This is a genomic window from Lactobacillus sp. UMNPBX4 (genome assembly GCF_002554115.1).
Lineage (GTDB): Bacteria > Bacillota > Bacilli > Lactobacillales > Lactobacillaceae > Lactobacillus > Lactobacillus gallinarum.
This window is the reverse complement of record NZ_PCZF01000001.1, coordinates 69003-88342: the sequence shown is the minus strand read 5'-3', so window position 1 is coordinate 88342 and position 19340 is coordinate 69003. Positions and strand designations below refer to the sequence as shown.

Below are 19340 nucleotides of genomic sequence, written 5' to 3'. Positions count from 1 at the left end.
GACTTGGGCTTTTTTAATTATTTATTCAACTTACCGTAAAAAATTATACACTTAGCACAAAAAGACACCAAGAAATAATCTTTCTTAGTGTCTTCTTTATTTTATCTATCTTTTTAACTTTTTTGTTTTCTAGAGAAGTGTAAGTTATATAAGTTAATGATTAATTATGAGCTGTGACAGCGATCAAATTATCACCGTGTTTGTCGCCAGCGTCGGTAATGCGTTGAACATTTGCGTAGTTAGCAGTGTTAGTAATTACTACCATGACAGTAGTGTCGTAACCTGCTTTCTTCACAGCATCAAGGTCAACTGTACCAAGCTTATCGCCCTTTTCAACTCTTTGCCCTTGTTTTACAAAGCTTTCGAAGTGTTCACCCTTAAGGTTTACAGTATCAAGACCGATGTGAATCAATACTTCAGCACCGTCATCTGACTTAATACCGTATGCGTGCTTAGTTTCGTAAGCAATAGTTACAGTACCAGTAACTGGTGAGTAAATTGTACCGTCACTAGGGATAACAGCAGCACCGTCACCCATTAACTTAGCTGAGAATACTTGATCGTTAACCTTAGTTAAGCTTTCTGGAGTACCATCAACTGGTGAAGCAATAACTTCATCCTTTAATGATAATTCCTCCTTACCGAGCTTTTCTGCCTTTTGATTTTCTTCAGCGTAATCATCTGCATCGTTTACTGGAACATCTTGTTCAGCAACTTCTTCCTTCAAGTGACCCTTACCGTAAACGTAAGTTAAGACAAAGGCAACTACAAAACTGATTGCTACAGAAACAATCCACATTGGAATAGTCTTTGGATAAATTGAAAGGAATCCAAGGAAACCAGCTGAACCAAGGGCAGCTGCAGTTACGTGCATGAAGCCAGCAAATGCGGCAGCAACACCTGAACCGATCAAAGCACAGAAGAATGGGAACTTGTACTTCAAGTTAACACCGAAAAGTGCTGGTTCAGTAATACCAAGAAGTGCAGATACACCTGATGAACTTGCCAACCCCTTCATCTTCTTGTTCTTAGTCAAGAAGTAAACTGCGAAGGTTGCGGCACCTTGAGCAACGTTAGCCATACATGCGGTAACAAAGATAAAGTCACCAGAACTTGCTGGATTCTTAGCAAATGCTGCCAAAAGTTGAGTTTCAACAGCTGGGAAACTTTGGTGAAGACCAGTAGTAACAATTGCTGAATAAGTCAAACCAAAGACACCCATACCAAAGGCACCAGTAGTGTTGTAAAGCCATACGATTGCATTAGTAATAGCGTCTGAGATACCCTTGAAGACTGGTCCAATAATTACAAAAGTAAGGAAACCAGTAATCATAATTGAAAGAAGTGGTGTAAAGGTAAAGTCAACTGCAGATGGAAGCCATTTGTGGAATCTCTTTTCCAAAATTGATAATACCCAAACTGATACTAAGACAGGAATAACTTGGTATTGGTAGTTAGTTTGTGCAACATGTAAACCAAAGATATCCCAGAACTTAGTAGCACCACCCAAGTTAGGTGTGGTCATAATCATACCGATTGCAGCACCCAAGAATTGGTTAGCTCCAAACCTTTTAGCCGCCGACATACCTACCAGAATTGGCATAAAGATAAATGGAGCAGCTGACATGACTTGGATCATGTTAGAAAGGCCAGCAATATTAGGTGCCATTTGAACAACTGACTTAGAACCAAATAGTCCTGGTGAAGTCAAGAAGTTGTTCAAAGCCATCAACAAACCACCAGCAACTAAGGCTGGAATGATTGGAACAAAGATGTCAGACAAAAGTTTAATGAAATCCATTACTGGATTCTTCTTTTTACCTTCTGCAGCGACCTTCTTCAAATCATCGGTTGATAATTCTTTCAAGCCAGTGATCTTAATGAATTCATCATAAACATCATTAACATCCCCTGGCCCAATAATAACTTGATATTGGCCATTAGTCTTAAAGGTACCTTTAACATCTGGATCGTTGTCCAATGCTTTTTGGTCAACCTTTGAGTCATCTTTTAAAACTAAACGCAAACGAGTAGCACAGTGAGCACCAGCGATAATATTGTCGCGGCCCACGTCTTTAATTACTCGTTCAGCCACCTTTCTGTGGTCCATATTTGTTTCCTCCTATGTAAACGTTTTATTCTCAATTCACTAACTATGATAACGCATTCATGAAATATGTCAATCGTTTGACAGAAATTTCTTTATTTATTTTACAGACTTATGACTTAATAAGCCAATTTTGCTGATATAAAATATGATAAGCGTTTGACACATTTTTTATTATCTACTAAAATACAAATGAAAGATAACGCTTACACGGAGGCAAAATTATGGAATGGACAAGAGAAAAACGTTATTTACCTTATAGTAAATGGGATGCAGAGACCTTACTTGACTTACAAGCAGAGGCCGCAAATTCCGCTTATCAAATGCATTACCATTTACACCCTATTTCAGGTTTAGTTAATGATCCAAATGGATTTTCTTATTTTAATGGTGAATATCACCTGTTTTATCAATCATATCCATTTGGTGCTGTTCACGGTTTAAAATCATGGGTCCACTTCAAGTCTCAAGACTTAGTTCACTGGATCAATCTCGGCTTAGCTGTTAAGCCTGACAGCATGGCAGATTCACACGGTGCCTACTCAGGTTCTGCTCGTGAAATCGACGGCAAATTATTCTTAATGTACACAGGTAATCACCGTGATGAAAACTGGGTTCGCACTCCTTACCAAATTGGTGCTTGGATGGATAAAGATGGTGTCTTCAAAGACAAAACTGTTTTATTCAAGAATCCTGATCACATCACTGAACATTTCCGCGATCCTCAAATTCTTAAGGAAAATGACACTTACTATGCGATTTTAGGTGCACAAGACAAAGCTGAAAAACACGGTCATATTGATGTTTGGAAATCTAAGGATCTTAAGAATTGGGAAGAATTAGGCTTCTTAAACTTATCAGATCACGTTTTAGGCTACATGATTGAATGTCCTAACATTGTTCGCGTCGGCGGTAAAGTCGTAGTCATTTTCTGCCCTCAAGGTTTAGATAAAAAGATTGCAGACTATGATGATATTTACCCTAACATGTATGTGATTGCCGATGACATTGATTTTGAAAATCACTGTTTAATCAACCCAGGTCCTTTACACAACCTCGACGAAGGCTTCGATGTTTATGCTACACAAGCATTTAACGCCCCTGATGGTACTGCATACGAAGTTAGCTGGGTTGGTTTGCCTGATACCACTTACCCAACCGATGATGAAAATTGGGCTAACTGCTTAAGCCAAGTTAAGAAGTTGAGTATTCATGATGGCAAACTAATTCAAGAACCAGTTGAAACTATCAAGTCATTACGCAGAAATGAAGAAAAAGTTAGTGGTAAGACAATAAAAGAAAATACTACCGGCCAATATGAATTAAAGTTAAATATTTCAGCTAACCAAACTGGCACTTTGCACTTTGCTGCTAACGATGATTTAAGCGAAAGCTTGCAAATCAAGTTTGATACCAACGATGGAAAATTAACTTTGGATCGTGCTCAGGCTGGGAAGAAAGTAGCAGTTGATTATGGCACCACTAGATCTACTAGCTTTACTCCACACGAAGACTTAAAACTTGATATTTTTGTCGATCACTCATTAGTAGAAATCTTCGTTAACGGTGGCGAACATGTTCTAACTGGCAGATTTTTCACTGATCCAGTTAACCAACGAATTAAATTTGATCAAGATACAAATTATCAAGGAACTTTCTACAATATGGAAACGATCCTTTAATAAGGTGATATTATGGCAGTAAAATTGACAGATGTTGCACAAAAAGCTGGTGTTTCAGTAACAACTGTCTCTCGAGTAATTAATAATCATGGCTATTTAAGCGATAAAACCAAACATAAAGTTTTCACAGCTATGAAAGAATTAAATTATCAACCTAATTCCCTTGCTCGATCACTTCAAGGCAAAAAAATGAAATTAATTGGATTGATTTTCCCAGAAATAACCAATCCATTTTTTGCGGAACTAATACAAGATATCGAAAACATTTTATTTGAAAAGGGATATAAGATAATCCTTTGTAATGCTCAAAGAGATAAAGAAAAAGAACGTGCCTACCTAAAAATGCTCTTAGCCAACCAGGTTGATGGTATTATTGCCGGAGCTCATAATTTAGGAATCGAAGAATATCAAGAATTAGGATTGCCGATTGTTTCTTTTGATCGTAAATTATCCGAAAATGTACCTATTGTCAGTTGTGATAATTATCAAGGAATCAAATTAGCAGTACATGATTTAATTCAAAGTGGTTGTCATAAAATTTTCTTTTTAGGAAATAAACAATTAAAAGGTAACCCTACAGACCAACGATTAAAGGCCTATTTAAACGAAGCAGAAAATTTAAATTTTACTCCCCACATTTGTTCAGTAGCATTTTCTGATTCTACATTATTGAAGAATATAACTATTCACGAAATGCTGCAAAATGATCATCCTGATGGTGTTGTTTGCACAGATGATTTAACCGCAATCTTAGTTTTACAAGAAGCACGAAAGTTAGGATTAAAAGTACCTGAAGATTTAAAAGTAATTGGCTTTGATGGTACTAAACAAATTCAAACTTACCATTCTGAATTATCAACAATTGCTCAACCCATCAATGATATAGCTATTTTGTTAGTTAAACTTTTGCTTCAAAGAATTAGTGATCCTAATAAAGAACTTAACAAAAAGCATTACATCTTACCTGTTAAATTAATTAAAAGTTTAACAACCGCATGAAAATAAGGCTTGGAGATTTCCAAGCCTTATTTTTTAGACATATTCTATTTTGATATCACTCATGCTCGAACGACCTTGAATAATTAAAGTTGGTCCACCACCGTTAGACGTACCATCAATTTCAAAATCACCTGACATGAAAGTAGATGCCATGTTGCTTTCTACCTGCCATGATAATGGTAAATAGATCGTCAAATCTGTCATTGTTATATTGACATTCATTGTCACTGTTTCATTTGCTGCCTGAGCATCATCTAAGTATAAGTTAACATCACTCATTTTAGCATTCACATCAATTGTCTCTAGTGCTTTAGAATGAATATAACGAGAAGTGTCTGACATAGTTTGATCAACTACTACATGAGAACCTTGTTCTTTGCTTACTGTATCAGTAAAGATATGATCTGTAAGATTTTCTCTTTTGTCCCTAAAGTTTTTAATTTTCTTATTTGCATAAACCACCGTATGAAATCGATTGCGAAAAATAATCCCCAATCCAATTGAAATTAGGACTGCTGCAAGTAAAATAGTCCACGGTACCAACCGAGTAATATGTAGTGGTTCAGCGAAAATCATTAAAATGAACGCAACGGAAAAGACACTCTCAGTGATCCGACGATTAATTAATCCATCTAATAAACTGATTGCAAAAATCACTGTCCCAATCGCAGCCCAGAACCCTAGTCTGTAAGTCCAAATCCCCATTTGGTTTAAAACTACAAACAATGCACAGGCAATAAAGAAGATGCCCCAAAAAGCTCGTCCCAATTTACCTCTCATTGAAAATTCCTTCTTTCTTCTAAACGATTACGCAAATCACGATAATAATGCCGCGATACATAGACCGTTTTATATGATTCTTCAAATTTAATCTGACAGTTAGAAATCGAACGTGTAATGGCATATATTTTATCCAAATTCAAAATAGTAGATTTAGCTACTCGCATAAAATTGCCGCCCAATATATCTTCTAACTCATACAATTTGTATTTAACTTGATAAGCATTTTTCGTCGTATGAGCCATGACGATCTTACTGTCAGTTTCAAAGAAAAGGATGTCGCTTAAATTCAAATAATAAGAGACATCATCTTTGATAGCTTCGATCTGCTCAAGATTAGGCGTTTGTTTCTGCAAGGCATGATACAATTGTTCAATTTCTGGCGTTAATTCCGAAGCATTAATAACTATTTCTGTCTCCTTTTGATTAGGATCAATATTTAATTTTACCTTCAAGCTTCATCCCTCCCTTCGACTTAACTATATTAAACCAAGAATCTTGCGTGAAAACTAGCTATTTAGACTAAGTGGTCAATTTTCATGACTAAGAGGTAAAAAAGACTACCTTTCATTTAGAAAAGTAGTCTTTTAAGATTATAATTCATCGTTCTTTTGCTTTTCAGAATCTAAAAAGTAAATCAATGTTTGCAATTCTGTTGCCAAATCTACATTTTGCACTCTTACACTTGCAGGAGCAGATAATCTAATCGGTGTAAAGTTCATAATTCCCTTAACTCCCGCATCTACCATTTCATCAGTAGTCTTTTGGGCAGCGGTTGAAGGAACAGTTAAAATAGCAATTGAAATTTGTTGATCACTTAATTGCTGCTTTAAATCTTTCATATCGTAAACAGGAACGCCGCTTAGGATACGACCTGTAATTTTTTTATTAATATCAAAAGCACAAGAAATTCTAATATTGTTGCTTCGCTTAAAATTGTAATTAAGTAACGCCCTTCCCAAGTTACCAACACCAACTAAAGCAACGTTTGTCAATGTATCTTGATTTAAAATCTTTTTGAAAAAGCTCAGCAAATTCTTTACATCATAACCATATCCGCGCTTACCTAAAGCACCAAAATATGAGAAATCTCTTCTAATCGAAGCACTATCAACTTGAACTGCCTCAGATAGTTCAGTGGAAGAAACCTTATCCTTGCCTTCTTCATTTAAAATGATCAAATAACGATAATATAAAGGTAGTCTTTTTGCTGTTGCTTTTGGAATTTTTATTCTATCCATAATAGAAGCCCCCAACTGTATTTCATGTTTGTGAATGCACAATCAAGCATATCTATCATACCTGTTAACAGGGTGTTTGTCCAAACATATTTTTCACAAAGATTATTTTTCACATGTATTTAGTATTCGATCACTTTCTACCATATGGTAGAATAATGGTTAGGTGAAAAATTATGATTATTGCACAAGGACACGATTTAGAACAACAATTTGGTGCCAACACTTTATTTAAAAATGTTACTTTTTCAATCGATTCTAATGCCCGAATCGGTTTAGTTGGTCCCAACGGGGTCGGTAAAACTACCCTATTAAAAATTATGACAGGCGAGCAAGAACCAACTCACGGTGAATTCACTGTTAACAAGGGCATTGATGTAGGTTACATTGCTCAGGAAAATGCATTAAACGAAGACAAGACCATTTGGGATGAAATGGAATCTGTTTTTGCACCCTTAATAAAGGAAGCAAAAAGTTTAACTCACATGCAAGAACAAATTGCGGAACATCCCGAAGACCAGGAACTGCTTAAGCAATATGACCAAAAGCAATTTGCTTTTGAACAAAAAGGCGGTTATACCTACCAATCAGATATTAAGAGTATCCTGAATGGTTTCAAGTTTCCAGAAAATACTTGGCAAAAGAAGATTGGCAGCCTTTCTGGCGGTGAAAAGACTAGATTAGCTTTCGTAAAGTTGCTTCTGCGTAAGCCCGCATTGCTTTTGCTAGACGAACCTACTAACTACCTTGACTTGGATACGCTTGATTGGTTGGAAGGCTTTTTGAAGAACTATAGCGGTACAATTTTGGTTGTATCCCACGACCAGTACTTCTTAGATCATTTGGCAACTCAAATCTTCGAATTGCAATTTGGTAAATTAACTCCATTTAAGGGTAATTATTCTGCTTACGTAATGCAGCGTGAACAACGTGATAAAGATCAAGAAGCAGCATATGAAAAGCAACAGGCCGAGATCAAAAAAGACGAAGAATTTATTCAAAAGAATTTAGTAAGAGCTACTACTACCAAACGTGCTCAGAGTCGTCGTAAAAAGCTTGAAAAAATCGAACGAATCAAGCCACCAAAGCATAAGAACAAGGTTCGAATTCACTTTAATAGCGAGCGCCCTTCTGGTAAGGAAGTTTTAATTCTTAACGATTTAACTATTGGTTATCCAGACAAAACAATGGTTAGTGATATTTCCTTCCAAATTAATAAAGGTGATCGTGTAGCTATTATTGGACCAAATGGTATCGGTAAATCTACATTACTTAAAACCATTATGAAACAATTGCAGCCTAAAGGTGGTTCCATTAAATACGGCGCATCTTTAGACATCGGGTATTATGATCAGGAATTGCAAAGACTTGATCCTTCTAAGACCGTTTTGGACACTGTTTGGGATCGTCATAAGACAATGCCAGAACGTGATGTTCGTTCAATCTTGGCCAGTTTTCTTTTTACTGCTAAAGATATTGATAAAACTGTCGGACAACTATCCGGTGGTCAAAAAGCCAGATTAACTTTAACAGTTCTTTCTCTTGAACACGATAACTTCTTGTTGATGGACGAACCTACCAACCACTTGGATATCGAAGCAAAAGAAGTGCTTGAAAAAGCACTAAAAGACTTCGATGGCACTTTGCTCTTCGTTTCTCACGACCGTTACTTCATTAATCAATTAGCTAATAAAATTGTTTCTGTTAGAAATAGTCACGCCAAGATATATAATGGTAATTATTCTTACTATCTTGATGAAAAAGCAAAGCAAGAAATAGCTGCCTCATCTTCAACAGAAGTTCAACCTACTAAACAAGTCAGCCAGCAAAAGCTTTCTTACCAAGAACAAAAACAGCGTGATTCACAAAAGAGAAAATTGCAGCGCGCAATTGACCAAGCTGAACAAAAGATTGAAGAATTAGAAGAACAAGAACAAAGTATTCAAAATGAAATGGCAAATCCTGATATTGCTTCCAATTTTGATAAGCTTGGACCACTTCAAGAGCAATTATCTGATGTTCAAAAACAGCTAGATGATGCAAATAACGCTTGGGAAAAAGCAATCGAAGAAATGGATAATTTTGAATAACATATCTAAAGACTTCCACAATATGTGGTAGTCTTTTTTGTGTTTATGGCTATATTAAGTAACGGATTTTATTATTCCTAAGTGTAAAATAGTTTGCGGTGACGCTTAGTTACAAATTAAAAAGGAGCCAAATCCAATTTAGGACTTGACTCCAAAACAAAAAGACCAGTAGTCTGATGTTAAGCAAAAAAACATATTAGAAACTGGTCTTTTATGAATTTAATTGTAACTGAAATCGTAGGTATTTTAAAGTCTGAAACTAATATTATTAAACGTGAAAAAGCTTTAGTAGTCTTCTTTCTTAATTTGATTAGAAACTTAATGGCTTTAGCCTTGGAACAAGTTGATCAAGAGCTAAGTGAATCAATGAAGAATCAAGGCTACCAGATTGAAAAGAAGAATCAACGTTCAATTAATATAGCTTTTGGTGAAGTAACTTATTCTAGAAGAAGGTATGTGAAAGCTGGTACAGAAAGCCGCTATCCGTTAGATGAATTAATGGGCTTTGATAAATATAAGCATTACAGTGTTTTAGCTGTCAGAAATATTTTAGAAGTAAGTAGTGTTACCACTTATCGCAATACTGCCTTAGCTGTTAATTGCCTTTCAGGTTTTAATATTAGTCATGCTCAAGTAGGTAATCTGGTCAAAGCTGCTGGTCAAAAGATCAAAGAACAACAAGAATCCGATAGTCGTTATGATGCGCAAACTTCAAAGAAAAAAGTGTCAGTACTGTATCTTGAAGGCGATGGCGTCATGATTAAAGGCACTCAAGGACGGTTAGAGTTTCATCGCTATCAGATTTGTGAAGGTATTCGTAATGACGCAGAGAGCGAGTTAATGCCAAGGAATTTGTATCGTTAAGCCGTTTGGATGCTTTGAATGAAGCTAAAGAATATTTAGCTAACACTTATGATTTAACTGACACTTTGATTATCAGTAATGCCGATGGCGGTGCTGGTTATACTAAAAAAGACTTTGGCGAAATTGTTGGTCATTGCAGTAAACATGAGCACTTTTTAGACGTTTTCCATCTGAACAAGAAGATTAAAGATCGTCTTTGCTTTGTCCAAGAACTGCAGGGTAAATTAATCTATGCCTTAGAGTTTAAGTACGACCGCGACTTAGTGAATACAATCTTGAATACGGTTGAAAGTAAACTATTTGATGAGCTAGATACTGCGCAAAACTATGAGCATCTCGCCCGACTTCGCAGTTATATTGATAGCCACTGGGACGATATCAAGCCGTTCAAAATGCGTAATTTAAAGGTTACTAAAGCAATCGGTAGCTGTGAGAGTAATCACCGTAAGTACACTTATCGGGTTAAGGGACAAGGCAAATACTGGTCTAAAGCTGGCGCAGAAGGCATGCTCAGAATATTGACCTGCATCAAGAATCACGACTTAGAGAAATGGCTCAATAGTAACTTTGAGACAGGTAAGTTGATCAGTTTAGACCGCAAGAAACTACAGGCAGCAGCTAGAGATAGCTTAAAGCGGCGTCATGAAACGCACATTGAAATTCAACATGGAGCGTTAACAACAGAAGTTGCTGGCGGAAGTTATTTAAGTAAATTCAATCGAATGTTAAACCACATAAATTATTAAGGAATTAAGGTCAGACTAATGGTTTTTAGGCTACCGCAAAAACATTGACACTTACGTTGTACGCTGGTTAATTGATGATAGTGCTTAGAAATGCTAGAATTTGAATTGGTCATGAAGATCTTCCTTTCTTGATTTTTCGTCACTTCAAGTTTAGGTCTTCATGGCCTTTTTGTTTAACACTTAGTGTTGCACTTCATTTTTAAATCCGGGTTTTATTCTATTTTTTTAAATCGATTAAGAAATAATTTTCATCCCCGCGATATGTGGCAATAGAATATTCGATCGGAATTTCCTTCTTAGTGTAACCATAAGTGTGGAAATAAAAGACCGGATCATTTTCTGCAATATCTAATAAATCAGCTGTTATCTCATTGGCAGCCTTAACTTCCAGCTTACGCTTGACATGAATCACCGACAAATCTCTTTTGCTCAGTTCTTGATAAAGTGAGTGCGTTGAAAAATCAATTTGCCCTAAATCAGTTAAATATTTTACAGGTAAATATGTTGTCACTACTACATTAGGACTACCATCAGCCGAACGTAAACGCGTTAACTTGTAGACTTCATCGTTCGCCTTCAACTTTAAAGCTTGCCTTACCTCTTCTGTAGACTTTGCTTTTTTAAAGTAAAGAACTTGAGTCTGAGCAGTTAAACCTTTTTGCTTCATTTCACAATCATAGCTTTGAATGACATGAGTAAATTCCTGGGCAATTTTAGTCTGCTTAACAATTGTACCAACATGCTTACGGCGTTCTAAGTAGCCCTGATTAACCAAACCCTGGACAGCATGACTAATCGTTGGACGAGAGACTTCGTATTTAGCTGCAAGTTCTACTTCTTTCGGAATCAGATCACCGGTTTGATAACTGCCATCAGTTATCTGCTTACGCAAAATTTCTTCAATTTCTTGATACTTCGCCTTAGTCATGAGGCAAAAACTCCTGTGCTTTTTCTAATACGCTAATCGCATTCAAGCTATGCTCTGCAGCTTCATCGGCCGCTTGCTGATCATGTTCTTTGATCTTACGTGCAAAGTAATTAAACTCGCTAATCATGCGGTGATCATACTTATTGAAGTTATAATGCTTTGGCTCTTCTTTTCCTATTTGAACATAATAATCAGGCAGAACATTTAATGGTCCATCAAAGTAGATTAACCCCTTCTCGCCTTCAATATAAGAACGAGTTGGTCCAACTGCATCCTTGGCTGCAATTAAACTAGCTTGCTTATCATCATAAGTTAAATTCAGAATACCGGAAGTGTCAGTACCACGCTGAATTGTTGGTAAGTATGAAATTTGCTTTGGCTGACCAAATAAACTGACACAGAAATTGATGTTGTAGATATTCATATCCATTAAAGCACCGCCACCCATTTTACGATCAAACTTAGGAATATGAACACCTGCTAAGAAGTCCGCATAGTGACTAGAAATTTGTGTCAGATTCAAAGCTATGACATGAACCTTGCCGATCTTTTTCAAGTCTTCTTTTAAGTGGAAGTCGTTCTCCAGATAAAGAACAGTCATTGCTTCAAAGAGCAAAACGTGGTGTTTATCAGCGGTCTTCTTAAGCTCTTTTACCTGCTCGCTTGTCTCAACTAATGGCTTTTCACAGATGACATTTTTATCTGCTGTTAAAGCTTGTTTAGCAATTGGAAAATGCAGCGAATTAGGTACACCAATATAAACAGTATCAATATCGCTATCGGCAAACATTGCTTCGTTATCTGTGTAAACTTTCTGAATATGATACTTCTCAGCTAATTTTTCTGCGACTGACTTTGATCTGGCTAAGGTGGAAATTGCCACTAACTCTACATCTTGCATTTGATCAAAGGCTGACAAAAAGTCATGCACAATTTGGCCACTACCAACGATTCCTAATTTCATTTCTTACTCCTAACAATTAATCTCAATGCCATCAACATGATCGTCTTCCATCCGGCGCTTCAAAGCTTCGTAAATCTTCACACCAGCAGAACAACCGATACGATCAGCACCGGCACGCACCATGGCTAAAAAGTCGTCGCTATTGCGAATACCACCAGCTGCCTTAACTTTGACGTCATCACCGACTACTGACTTCATCAACTTTACATCTTCCACCTTAGCACCACCAGTACCCAAGCCAGTTGAAGTCTTAATAAAGTCTGGTTTTACTTCTTTAGCAATCTCAGCTAACTTCTTAATTTCATCCTTAGTTAGGTAGCAATTTTCAAAAATTACCTTACATGGAATGTTGTGTTCGTGACAAGCAGCAACCATTTCTTGCATTTCACGCTTGATGTAGTCATAGTTCTTTGCCTTTAATTCGGTGATATTAATGACATAGTCAATTTCATTAGCGCCATTTTTAATCGCATCTTTGGTATCAAAGACCTTGGATTCAATGGTTTGTTGTCCTAAAGGAAAGGCAATGGCTGCACCAGTATCGATATCGGTACCCTTAAGTTGTTCTGAACAGAACTTGGATTGCACCTGATTGATGGCAACCATCTTGAAGTGGTATTTCTTAGCTTCATCACAAAGTTTCTTCATATCTGCTTCAGTTGCGTCAGCATGCAAATTAGTGTGATCGATTAATCTAGCAAAATCATCTAAAGTGTATTTCATAATTTAAGCCTCTTCTATTATGTAATAACATATTGCTTACATATATGATATTATAGCCTAGTTAAATAAAAGTCAACATATATGTAATTACATAATAAAAAATCCTAGATTTTCTCTAGGATTTTTTATCTATTCTATTTAATTCAACATGCTCTTAGCATATGGCAATTCAAGTGATGGATCAGCATTCAAAGTCAAATCCGCAAATTGATTATCATTATAAAGATTATATGCAGCAGCACCAATCATCGCAGCGTTATCACCACAAAGCTTGATATCTGGTAAAATCACCTTTGGTTGATCTGCCTTAGGTAGTTTAGCAATTTCTGCACTCATGCGATCACGCAAACCATGGTTAGCAACAACTCCACCACCCATGATAAAGGTCTTAGGCTTGTACTGCTTAATTGCACGAATCGTCTTATGTGCTAAAACATCAATTACCGCAGCTTGGAAGCTGGCAGCCAAATCGTATTTATTCAACTTTTCATGAATTTGATCAGCATGGTGGCAAGTGTTGATAAATGCTGACTTGAGTCCTGAGAATGAGAAATCATAGTCATCATCTTCCATCATTGCACGTGGGAAGTTAAAGGTATCCTTTCCTTCGTGAGCCCATGCATCAATGGTCTTACCTGCTGGATAATTTACCCCAAGTACACGGCCAATCTTGTCGTATGCTTCACCAGCGGCATCATCACGAGTATCACCGATAATTTCAAAATGAACTGGATCTTTTAACAAGACAATTTCAGTATGTCCACCAGAAACTTGCAATGCCAAAGCAGGATATTCAATCTCATCCTTTAATTGCGCTGCCATAATGTGACCCATAATGTGATCGACACCAATCAAAGGAATACCAGTAGCCATTGAGGCTGCCTTAGCTGCGCTAACACCGATCAAAAGCGCACCGACAAGTCCTGGGCCATAAGTAACCGCAATAGCATCAATGTCTTTCCAACCACAGTTTGCTTCATTCAAAGCTTCTTTAGTAATTTGGCTAACAACTTCAATATGGTGACGACTGGCAACTTCTGGTACTACACCACCGAATCTTTGATGACTCTTGATTTGTGTTGCCACAATTAAACTTTCAATTTCACGTCCATTTTTGATAACAGCTGTGGAAGTTTCATCACATGAACTTTCATAAGCTAAAATGCGAATATCTTTTTTCTCACTCAAAACGTAAACTTCTTTCTTCTAATTTGATGTGGCTTTAACCATAAAACCATATTTATTGCATCAGTATGAGTATCTTGATAATAATTTTTACGAATAAAATTGCTTGTAAATCCTAATGAGCGATATAACCGTTGAGCAATCTCATTATCCGTACGTACTTCTAAAGTCACGCAATCACTGTCATTCTCACGAGCACGATTGATCATCATTTCCATCAAATAATGACCTATGTGTTGATGTTGATAAAGCGGAGAAACAGCGATATTAGTAATATGCGTTTCTTCTGGACTAAATCTTGCACCAATGAATGCTACCAAATTTGAGGCGTGATAAACCACTAAATAAAGAGAATTATTTCTTTTTCTCAATTCGGTTGCAAAAGAAAATTGGTTCCAAGGGGTTCTTCCAGAATAAACCTGCTGCTCTAATACTAATAGATCTGGAATATTATCATCATTAGCTTGCATTACTTGCAAGATTTTGCCATTTACATTGGTAATAAATGGCGTAAAACTCATATCAATTTGATTAACTGATTGATGAAAAAACTGATTAAACTTCTTCAACATAATGACTATCCGGTTCGAATGGCTTTCCTGTTTTCTTATGCCAATCTACTTCTGCTTGCGTTCTGCGCAAATATCTTGGCAATAACTTATCTGGATCTACTGGTTGGGCATCAATTGCTAATTGACCAATTAAGCCAGCATGAATCACATTTTGCTCATCGGTGCCATATTCATATGGGATATTCAAAGCTTTAATCTTTTCATCTTGCTTTTCAAGACCAGAACCAACAAATACAATCTTATCGACCTTATTTTGTGCTGCATATTCTTGAATAGCCTTAATCAAGACGTCGATATTGTAATGACCATCCGGAATTACATTTTTAGGAATGTCCCCACTAATGTATCCTGCAGCAAAATAATTATCATTTCTAGCATCTAAACCGGTAATTACTAAAGCTGGTTCTTTAACCCCTTTAGCTAAAGCTTGCAAAGTAGAAATACCAACTACTTCTTTATTTAAAATGCTAGCAAACATTTTAACAGTAGTAATTCCAATTCTTAAACCGGTGTATGAACCTGGTCCGATTGCTACAGCAAAACGGTCTATATCGTTTAAAGTTAATTTATTTTCTTTTAAAATCTCTTCAATTAATGGATCAAGGTGTTCGCTATGATTACGTTCATCTCGCTCATTCTTCTCAACAATAACTTGTTGATCTTCATTTAAGGCAACGCTTAAATGATTAGTAGCTGTAGAAACACTTAAGATTTTCATTAATATTATTCTCTTTCTGCTTAAATTACTTTTTTATTTTAACACGAGAAACAGCTTGCAATACAACGTAGATTACAACCATTTGCACCCAAGGAATAATCATTTCTTTAGGCAATCGCTGAACTAAAGCAGCGTTAAAATTCATCCCGTACATCAGATGAAGCCACAATGTATTCATTCCGATATTCACAATAATTGTTACTAAAATTGTTGAAGCAACAATTCGCCACACTTTAACTGGATGATCGTATAAAAATAATGCATAAATTAATGGCCCAACCATTGCAGTCAAAGTAAAACCAATAAAGAAGCCTCCTTGATTGCCAAAAATAGCAGAGGAGACCAAGTCACTGATTCCACCACCAATTGTGCCCCAAACTGGACCAAAAAAGTAAGCTAATAATACGCTACCGATAAAGCCTAGGCCTACTTTAACCGTAGTTGGACCAAATGAAAATTGCCCCAAAATAATTTTCATTGCGACTATCATGCCCAAAAAAATCATCTGTTGCAAATCTGTACGTAAAATCTTTTTTGCATTCATCTATTTTTCCATCCTCTCTCATCATGAAAAAAACATGACCAATTTGTCATGTCTTTTATTATATCTCACGCCACTTCAATTCGCAGACTGCCTGCTCATTTCCGTCATTCGTTTCAACCGCATGATAGGATTTGGTAGCATCATTTTGTATTAAATTCATGCAAGAAATTATCTCGTCGCCATAATGTACTTCTTTATCAAACTTGATATCAATAGTTTTAACTACATGATTTCTTAGGAAATCACGATCTAACATATCAACAAACCAACTAAAATAATGACTGTTTGTAACATGATGATTAGTATCTAAATCATCATATCTTGCCCGATATTTTCTTCTATTCTCATAATTATCTTGTGCTCTCAAACGAGGAAAACGGGGCATTTTCTTCAGTAATGGCACGCCCCAATCTTCCATCATTTTTACATCGGCAGGAACTAAATGGCGCTTTTTAAGATCAAGCATGACCCATTGGCTTTTTACGCTAACCAATGGATTCCCTTCAGAATCACTAATACCAAAATCACGGTATTCAAAAAAACGATTGTATCCACTGGCATTAGTACTCAAAATGACTTGATCACCGGCTTCAGGTAATCGCTTAATATCAAAATGATATTGAGTAACCACCCAACCTAATCCTCTTTTTATTAAATCATCTGTACCAGCATGGCTGTTACTTAATTGATGTTCTGAAACTTGCATCAATAATTCAACCATAGCCGGCAACTCTAGACGACGATTTTCATCACAATCTCTAAATTCAATCTGGTAGTTTTCAGTATATTTCATAATTTATTTTTGATGATATTGATCATATAACTCATTCTTAGAAACATGATGCTCTTTAGCTACTTGCTTAATCGCATCTTTCTTTGATTCGCCTTTTTCTACTAAGGCATTGACTAAATCAATCAGTTCTGGCCAAGACAATTGTTTTGGTGCCTCAGTATTTGGTGAAATCAAAATTACGAATTCTCCACGAGGTGCATTTTGAGCAAAATATTCGGTTACTTCTTCAACGCTACCACGGATAAATTCCTCATGAATTTTAGTTAATTCACGTGCAGCTACAATCTGACGATCTTTAGGTAAAACAGTAGCTAAATTTTTCAGTGTTTTAGCTAAACGATGCGGTGCCTCATAAAAGATAGATGTGGCCTTAGCTTGATTCATTTGTTCAAAGTAGGGTTTTTGTTCAGAACTTTTACGTGGTAAAAAGCCGTAATAGGTAAATGGCTGCGCATCAAAACCAGAAGCAATAAGTGCGGTCGCAAAAGCAGACGGACCTGGAAGAGGAACCACTGGAATATCATTTTTAATACATTCTTGAACCAAGATATATCCTGGATCAGAAATAACCGGCATCCCGGCATCACTTATTTCCGCAATTACTGCACCATCTTTCATTAATTTAATTAATTCTGGCGCACGTTCTTTAGAATTATATTTATGAAATGAAATCATGCGATTATGAACGCCAATTTTTTCTAGTAAAATTCCACTAGTTCTGGTATCTTCAGCCGCAATGTAATCTGCATCAGTCAGAACTTTTTTAGCTCTAATTGTAATATCTTCTAAATTACCAATAGGTGTAGGAACCAGGTATAACTTACCTTCATCTTTTGCATAGCTGCTTTGCCGTTTCAATTTATCTGCCATCCTTCTTTATGCCTTTTTTTTCGCCAAAATTATCTAAAATATCAAGACAAAACATGCAATCTGCACTAGGATCACGATGTGAGCCATAATACATATTACAAATATGGTAACCAGAATCATAAATCTTCTTTAATGACTCTAAACCACTTTGCGTCTTAGTTTCCGGCGCAGGCTGATTTGCAGTTAATTTATCTAATTTTTCATGAAGCAACTGATTTTCTACTTTTAATTCAGTATTTTCTTTTAAAGTATCTAAAATATCATTCTCAAGACTAGCAATAGTCTTAGTCATATTTTCAGTTGTTTCCTTCAGTCTCTGCAATTTTAAATATGGATCCAATTTAAAACACCTACTTCCAATTTAAAGCAAGATAATCTAAAGAATTGCGAAAATTAACATTGCTTAAACGCATTTTATCTATTTCAACCAAATTATCTAGCATTCGTGCAGCTATATTTAGCTTAAGCGAATCAGACAGATCATGTTCTGCTAATAACTTCAACTTAACCAAAATATAGCGCTGCTCTGATACTAATTTAGCATTCTCCGACAGCTTATGTGCACTAACTAAAGCCAAACTATTATGTTCTAGCATTTCTTGGTAGAAATATTTTATTGCCTGATCTAATTTATCAAGATTACCCAGTTCTTCAATTTCACTCTTAGAAAAACCATTTTCTAGTAACAATGCAGTCTTTCCGGTAGGCTTTTCGCCATTATCAAAATTGATAATCTGAGTTCTAGATCGAACTGTTGGTAAAATTTGATCACTATTATTAGTAATTAAAATTGTAACTACAGGAGCAACGGGCTCTTCTAGCAAGTTAAGCAAACCATTAGCTGCGGATAAGGTCATTTTTTGAGCTTCATTAATAAAGAAAAAGCGCCGACTACTTTCAACCGGACTTTTGGCCAATTCTTCTTTTAAGGGCCGCACTTGATCGATTCCCAAAGTTTGTTTACCTTCAGGTTCAACTAATAGAACATCTGGATGATTACCAGATAAAATTTGTTTACAATTTTGACAAGTCCCATCCGGTTTATTTTCACCAGTACAATTAAATAAACAAGCTAACCAATAAGCCGTATTAAGTGCGCGACTCTCATCGCTATCTACGAATAAGTAGCTATGGGCTAATTTCTTTTGCTGGTATGCTCTTTGTAAAAATTGGGCTTGCTTCGTCCCTACATTAGAAATATCAATCATTTAAAAACGCTTAAACTTATCAACTGGAACAACAAAACAAATTGCACCACCTACAGTAACCTTTAATGGTTGGGTTATTTCATACCCTGTAGAAATCATATGTGGTGTTGCGATTTCTTCTCTTGCCCGTGATTCTTTCTTAATTACTTTTAGTACATCATCGACTTCTTCATCTTTGCATCCCACTAAAAATGTGGTGTTACCTTGACTCAAAAAGCCGCCTGAAGTTGCTAATTTAGTAGCACGGAAATTGCTTTTAACAAATGCTCTTTGTAGATTATTTGAATCTTCTTTTTGTACAATCGCAATTACTAATTTCATTTAATCAA

19 protein-coding genes and 1 pseudogene are annotated in these 19340 nt (G+C 36.2%); 4 read left to right on the top strand and 16 right to left on the bottom strand.

Translation table 11 applies throughout. From position 1 onward, the window contains the following. Positions 1 to 160 precede the first annotated feature (160 nt). The gene (locus CP355_RS00545) at positions 161 to 2110 is read right to left on the bottom strand and encodes a sucrose-specific PTS transporter subunit IIBC (protein ID WP_098043662.1); all 1950 of its coding nucleotides are present in this window, start codon (positions 2108 to 2110) and stop codon (positions 161 to 163) included. Between the two features lie 221 nt (positions 2111 to 2331). Between CP355_RS00545 and CP355_RS00540 the strand changes: the two genes are divergently transcribed. Beyond that, on the top strand, positions 2332 to 3789 hold the full coding sequence (locus CP355_RS00540) for a sucrose-6-phosphate hydrolase (RefSeq protein WP_098043661.1): 1458 nt from the start codon (positions 2332 to 2334) through the stop codon (positions 3787 to 3789). A 12-nt stretch (positions 3790 to 3801) separates the two neighbouring features. Beyond that, positions 3802 to 4788 (top strand): LacI family DNA-binding transcriptional regulator, encoded by a 987-nt coding sequence (locus CP355_RS00535; RefSeq protein ID WP_087175999.1) that lies wholly within the window; start codon positions 3802 to 3804, stop codon positions 4786 to 4788. A 33-nt stretch (positions 4789 to 4821) separates the two neighbouring features. Here the strand turns inward: CP355_RS00535 and CP355_RS00530 are convergent, their stop codons facing one another. From CP355_RS00530 to CP355_RS00520, 3 genes are all read right to left on the bottom strand, one after another. Beyond that, positions 4822 to 5568, bottom strand: coding sequence for a hypothetical protein (locus CP355_RS00530; RefSeq protein WP_087175998.1), 747 nt, complete (start codon positions 5566 to 5568; stop codon positions 4822 to 4824). Continuing rightward, positions 5565 to 6023, bottom strand: a complete 459-nt coding sequence (locus CP355_RS00525; RefSeq protein WP_025005198.1) for a LytTR family DNA-binding domain-containing protein — start codon at positions 6021 to 6023, stop codon at positions 5565 to 5567. Before CP355_RS00525 ends, CP355_RS00530 begins: the two co-directional genes overlap by 4 nt. Positions 6024 to 6161: 138 nt before the next feature. Then, on the bottom strand, positions 6162 to 6809 hold the full coding sequence (locus tag CP355_RS00520) for a redox-sensing transcriptional repressor Rex (RefSeq protein ID WP_025005199.1): 648 nt from the start codon (positions 6807 to 6809) through the stop codon (positions 6162 to 6164). A gap of 173 nt (positions 6810 to 6982) precedes the next feature. On the opposite strand from CP355_RS00520, the gene CP355_RS00515 reads away from it, so the two are divergent. Together CP355_RS00515 and CP355_RS00510 are read left to right on the top strand one after the other, a co-directional pair. Then, positions 6983 to 8896, top strand: a complete 1914-nt coding sequence (locus tag CP355_RS00515) for an ABC-F family ATP-binding cassette domain-containing protein (protein ID WP_098043660.1) — start codon at positions 6983 to 6985, stop codon at positions 8894 to 8896. 213 nt (positions 8897 to 9109) lie between these two features. Beyond that, positions 9110 to 10506, top strand: a pseudogene (locus CP355_RS00510) (ISLre2 family transposase). A gap of 217 nt (positions 10507 to 10723) precedes the next feature. On the opposite strand, the gene CP355_RS00505 reads toward CP355_RS00510, so the two are convergent. From CP355_RS00505 to CP355_RS00450, 12 genes are all read right to left on the bottom strand, one after another. Beyond that, positions 10724 to 11434 carry a GntR family transcriptional regulator gene (locus CP355_RS00505; RefSeq protein WP_087235479.1) on the bottom strand — a complete coding sequence of 237 codons (711 nt, stop codon included), beginning with the start codon at positions 11432 to 11434 and terminating at the stop codon, positions 10724 to 10726. Further along, a complete protein-coding gene (locus CP355_RS00500) occupies positions 11427 to 12398 on the bottom strand; it encodes a Gfo/Idh/MocA family protein (RefSeq protein ID WP_098043659.1) in 972 nt (323 codons plus the stop codon). The genes CP355_RS00505 and CP355_RS00500 overlap by 8 nt, the downstream gene beginning before the upstream one ends. Positions 12399 to 12407: 9 nt before the next feature. Next, positions 12408 to 13121 carry a deoxyribose-phosphate aldolase gene (gene deoC, locus CP355_RS00495; protein WP_087235481.1) on the bottom strand — a complete coding sequence of 238 codons (714 nt, stop codon included), beginning with the start codon at positions 13119 to 13121 and terminating at the stop codon, positions 12408 to 12410. 138 nt (positions 13122 to 13259) lie between these two features. Further along, positions 13260 to 14309, bottom strand: coding sequence for a tRNA (adenosine(37)-N6)-threonylcarbamoyltransferase complex transferase subunit TsaD (tsaD, locus tag CP355_RS00490; RefSeq protein WP_098043658.1), 1050 nt, complete (start codon positions 14307 to 14309; stop codon positions 13260 to 13262). Next, positions 14306 to 14878, bottom strand: a complete 573-nt coding sequence (gene rimI, locus CP355_RS00485) for a ribosomal protein S18-alanine N-acetyltransferase (RefSeq protein ID WP_025005207.1) — start codon at positions 14876 to 14878, stop codon at positions 14306 to 14308. Before rimI ends, tsaD begins: the two co-directional genes overlap by 4 nt. Beyond that, positions 14862 to 15596 (bottom strand): tRNA (adenosine(37)-N6)-threonylcarbamoyltransferase complex dimerization subunit type 1 TsaB, encoded by a 735-nt coding sequence (tsaB, locus tag CP355_RS00480; protein WP_087235482.1) that lies wholly within the window; start codon positions 15594 to 15596, stop codon positions 14862 to 14864. The genes rimI and tsaB overlap by 17 nt, the downstream gene beginning before the upstream one ends. A gap of 25 nt (positions 15597 to 15621) precedes the next feature. Further along, positions 15622 to 16140 carry a folate family ECF transporter S component gene (locus CP355_RS00475; protein ID WP_025005209.1) on the bottom strand — a complete coding sequence of 173 codons (519 nt, stop codon included), beginning with the start codon at positions 16138 to 16140 and terminating at the stop codon, positions 15622 to 15624. Positions 16141 to 16198: 58 nt separating this feature from the next. Beyond that, on the bottom strand, positions 16199 to 16933 hold the full coding sequence (locus CP355_RS00470) for an acyl-[acyl-carrier-protein] thioesterase (protein ID WP_087175990.1): 735 nt from the start codon (positions 16931 to 16933) through the stop codon (positions 16199 to 16201). 3 nt (positions 16934 to 16936) lie between these two features. Continuing rightward, positions 16937 to 17791 (bottom strand): 16S rRNA (cytidine(1402)-2'-O)-methyltransferase, encoded by an 855-nt coding sequence (rsmI, locus tag CP355_RS00465; protein WP_025005211.1) that lies wholly within the window; start codon positions 17789 to 17791, stop codon positions 16937 to 16939. Position 17792: 1 nt separating this feature from the next. Further along, positions 17793 to 18143 (bottom strand): DNA replication initiation control protein YabA, encoded by a 351-nt coding sequence (yabA, locus tag CP355_RS00460; RefSeq protein WP_025005212.1) that lies wholly within the window; start codon positions 18141 to 18143, stop codon positions 17793 to 17795. 10 nt (positions 18144 to 18153) lie between these two features. Then, entirely contained in the window at positions 18154 to 19011 is an 858-nt protein-coding gene (locus CP355_RS00455; RefSeq protein ID WP_098043657.1) for a DNA polymerase III subunit delta, read from the bottom strand. Beyond that, positions 19012 to 19332 (bottom strand): cyclic-di-AMP receptor, encoded by a 321-nt coding sequence (locus tag CP355_RS00450; RefSeq protein ID WP_025005213.1) that lies wholly within the window; start codon positions 19330 to 19332, stop codon positions 19012 to 19014. Positions 19333 to 19340 lie beyond the last annotated feature (8 nt).